1 protein-coding gene and 1 pseudogene are annotated in these 4,180 nt (G+C 43.2%); both read right to left on the bottom strand.

Going from position 1 to position 4,180, the window contains the following annotated elements:
- Positions 1-3,575: Cna B-type domain-containing protein (locus FD17_RS12765; protein ID WP_156653633.1), on the bottom strand; the 3,575-nt coding region annotated here is incomplete at its 3' end.
- Positions 3,576-3,854: 279 nt separating this feature from the next.
- Positions 3,855-4,180, bottom strand: a pseudogene (locus FD17_RS13250) (hypothetical protein); the annotation flags it as partial.

Here is a 4,180-nt window from a genome sequence, read left to right as displayed (position 1 = left end):
ATCTCGGCTCCCTTTTCGTCGGTCTTAGGTAATTCCTTGAATTCACCGAAATAGTTATTTTCCTTGTTCAGCTGTAAGGTCTGGTCAGTTTTCTCGCCATTTTTATATAATGTCACCGTTACTTCAGGAGTCGTCACACCTTCTGGAACACCGGCCCATATCTTATTGACACTAATGCTGGTGTTCTGAGGGATAAACTGGTTGTTAAAGGTTACCTTGCCATCCTTATCAGGCGCTAAACTGTTTTTATCGATCGTATACCCATCCACTGGATTCTCAGACACCGTATACTTAATTTCAGCTCCCTTACTGTCAGTCTTGGGTAATCCTTTAAACTCGCCAGAGTAATGATTGTCCTTATTCAAGGTTAATGTTTGGGCCGTCTTATCACCGTTTTCATACAGTGTCACGGTCACTTCCGGGGTCACCACACCGTTAGGCACGCCGCCCCAAAGCTTGTTGACACTAATATTGGTTTTCTCGGCAATGTATTGATTGCTGAACGTGATCTTACCGTCCGTATCGGGTGCTTGATCATTTTTATCGGTTGTGTAACCCGCCACCGCAGATTCCACAACTGTATATTTGATCTCGTCCCCTTTGGAATCTGTCTTAGGCAACCCATCAAACTCATCAGAATAGTGATTATCCTTATTCAGTGTTAACGTCTGGTCGGTCTTCTGCCCATTTTTATACAATGTCACGGTCACTTCCGGGGTATTAACACCATCAGGAACGCCACCCCATATCTTGTTCACATTGATTTTGGTTTCCTCAGGGATATATTGATTGTTGAAAGTGACTTTGCCATCCTTGTCGGGTGCCTGATCATTTTTATCGGTTGTGTAACCTGTTACTGCAGATTCTACAACCGTATATTTGATCTCGGCTCCCTTTTCGTCGGTCTTAGGTAGTCCGGTAAACTCACCGGTGTAGTTATTGCCTTTGTTCAGCGTCCGCGAATCTGCTGTCTTTTCACCATTTCTATACAAAGTAACAGTCACTTCCGGTGTATTGACGCCTTCGGGGACACCTGACCAAAGTTTGTTCACGGTAATCTTGGTCTTCTCAGCGATGTACTGATTGCTGAAAGTTACCTTGCCGTCCTTATCCGGAGCTTGGTTGTCATTATCAGTCGTGTAGCCTTCAACCGGGGTTTCCACAACCGTATATTTGATTTCGGCTCCCTGACTGTCGGTCTTTGGCAATTCAGTGAATTCACCAGAATAGTTGTTTCCCTTGTTCAGGGTCAACGTCTGAGGTGTTTTCTTTCCATCTTCATACAATGTCACGGTCACTTCCGGCGTATTCACACCGACAGGAACGCCACTCCAGACCTTGTTCACGCTGATCTTAGTCTTTTCAGCGATATATTGATTGTTAAATGTTACCTTGCCATTTTGATCCGGTGTTTGATTGTCTTTTTCGGTTGTATAGCCATCAACTGAATTTTCAGACACCGTATACGTGATTGTGGCTCCTTTATCGTCAGTCTTCGGCAAGTCTTTGAACTCACCGGCATAGTTATTGTCTTTATCCAGCGTTAACGTCTGGTCGGTCTTCTGCCCATTTCTATATAATGTCACAGTCACACCCGGCGTATTGACACCGTCGGGAACGCCACCCCAGACCTTGTTCACACTGATTTGGGTTTTCTCAGGAATATACTGGTTATTAAAAGTGACTTTGCCATCCTTATCCGGAGCTTGGTCATTTTTATCAATCGTATAGCCATCATTCGGTGCTTCCACAACCGTGTACTCGATTTCATCTCCGCGACTGTCCGTTTTTGGCAGTTCGGTAAATTCACCAGTATAGTGATTGTCCTTGTTCAGCGTTAATTGCTGGTCAGTTTTCTGGCCATTTTCATACAACGTCACGGTCACTTCGGGTGTATTCACTCCGTCAGGAACGCCGGACCATGCCTTGTTGACACTAATCTTGGTCTTCTCGGCAATATACTGGTTATTGAAAGTAACCTTGCCATCCTTATCCGGAGCCTGATCAGCATTATCAGTCGTGTAACCTTCAACTGGTGTTTCCACAACCGTATATTTGATTGCGTTTCCCTGATCGTCCGTCTTCAGTAAATCAGCAAATTCGCCCGAGTAGTTATTATCCTTGTTCAAGGTTAATGTCTGGTCGGTCTTCTCACCATTTTTATACAGTGTCACGGTCACCCCTGGTGTTGTCACACCATCGGGAACCCCTGCCCAGAGTTTATTAACCTTGATTGTCGTTTTCTCCGGTGGAATATATGTGTTGGTTAACGTGACGGTCTTGGAACTATCATATTCTTGTGGCACCAGCGTTCCTGAATAACCTTTAGGAATCGACTTTTCAGCCACAGTATAGGCAATCTTTTGGTTGTTAGCATCAAGTTCATATAGATCCTTAAAAGTGCCCACATAGCCATTAGACGCATCCAATGTAATTTCTTTTTCAGTCTCTTTGCCGTTCATATACAAGACTGCCTGAATCCCTGGTGTCTGCAGGCCAACTGGTACGCCATCCCAATTCTTTTTAACGTTAATACTGAACTGAGTACCGCCACCGGTTCCACTCCCACCAAGGTCAATCGTGGCATCGGCTTCTCCCTTGGTATCAACAATAATCCCGCCGCCAGAACCACCACTGACATTCCCAGTGATTTTGATATCATTATGCAAAGTTAATGCATTCCCAGATTCTCGGTATCCCGGATCTGTAATCTTAGTCAAATAAAATAAATTAACTGTTTTGTCCAGGACGCCATTCCATTTGATCGTAAATGAAGTTGGTTTCCCTGAAGTCGGCAGCCACGCAAGCTCATAGGCTGATTCGGGAACGTCAGTACCATCTTCATACTTAAGCTGGATCAATGGAGTCGATGTTGTTGGGTCCAAGACCATTTCCTGCTTATCCAAATCCTGAAGGGTATCGGTAATGATCGCGTTGCTGATGGATGCTTTGTTGGGATTTATTTTTGCATCCCACGCTGCATACTGATAGCGGTCATTCGCATCAAGTGGAAATGCTTGATTTTTCCACCAACCGTTAAACCCATACCCATTTTTTCCAATGTAACTGTCATTCCCGCCATGACCACCAGTATCTTTTGTCCCTCTTACAGATAAGAGGATTTCTCCACCACGATCATTGATATTGGTTGCATAGTAGTCGGTAAAAGTGATCGTTCCATACGTCGATCCGGCTTTAGCCTTAAAATTACCAACAATGCTCCCATTTTTGTCTTTAAGAGGAAAACTCTGTTCAGCTCCAAATACAGTCCCATTTGGTAAATCCACTCGAGCTGTATCGCCCTCTTTTACCGTGGCACCAGAGTTGATACCATACTTGTACGATATTTTATAGTTCGTGTACATATCCCAATTGGGCGTCTCGTTTTGATTAACCGGGCTGCCATTGTAAAATGCATCCCCGCTCTGAATTCCCGTTACCCGATCGCCAATATCATCAGCGTGGGCACTTTGTGAATAAAAGCTCAATCCAATAAAAACTGAAAGTGTAATTAATACAAAACTGATCCATTTTTTGATTATTGTGGTGCGGGTGCTAACGGTTTGATTGTCCATAAGATCAACACTCCCATCTCGTTTACTGACAACAGAGGCAACTATTCTTTCATTAATAACAATACTAAGCAATGCTATTGATTACATAATAATTATATCAACGCCTATTATGTGAGGCCAAATTTGAAAACTGAAATCTGCAAATTTGTTCATTGAACCGTAAAATTTGGTTCAAACTTTTAAGTATCATATGTATAACAAAAGACGATTTCAGCAACCATTTGCGGTTGTTGAAATCGTCTTTCTTATGTTATTCAATTAATGAACTAATCATTGACTTTACTTCGTTTTTTTACTTAATCCAACGAATGTCCAAGCAATCAACAATCCAACGAGTACGATACCGACAATTGTTAATGCAGCTTCCTGCTTAGTCTTATCGCCTGTTTGTGGCAATTTACCCGTTGAAGTCTCAACTGAAGTAGGTGTGCTTGTAACTTCGTCCGGTTTTGGAGTATTGTTGCCCCTATTCGAAGATTCCGTTTCTGGGGTAACTTTGCTTGGCTTGCGAGTAACTGTTGTTGGTGTTTTCGGCGTTGTTGGCGTCTTTGGCGTTTCCGGAGTAACTGGGTGCTTAGAAGCTGTCCAAGATCTATGATTTTTGA

The organism is Lentilactobacillus sunkii DSM 19904, from assembly GCF_001435575.1.
Taxonomy (GTDB): domain Bacteria; phylum Bacillota; class Bacilli; order Lactobacillales; family Lactobacillaceae; genus Lentilactobacillus; species Lentilactobacillus sunkii.
The sequence above is the reverse complement of the archived record's forward strand: the minus strand, read 5'-3'. Positions and strand labels throughout refer to the sequence as shown.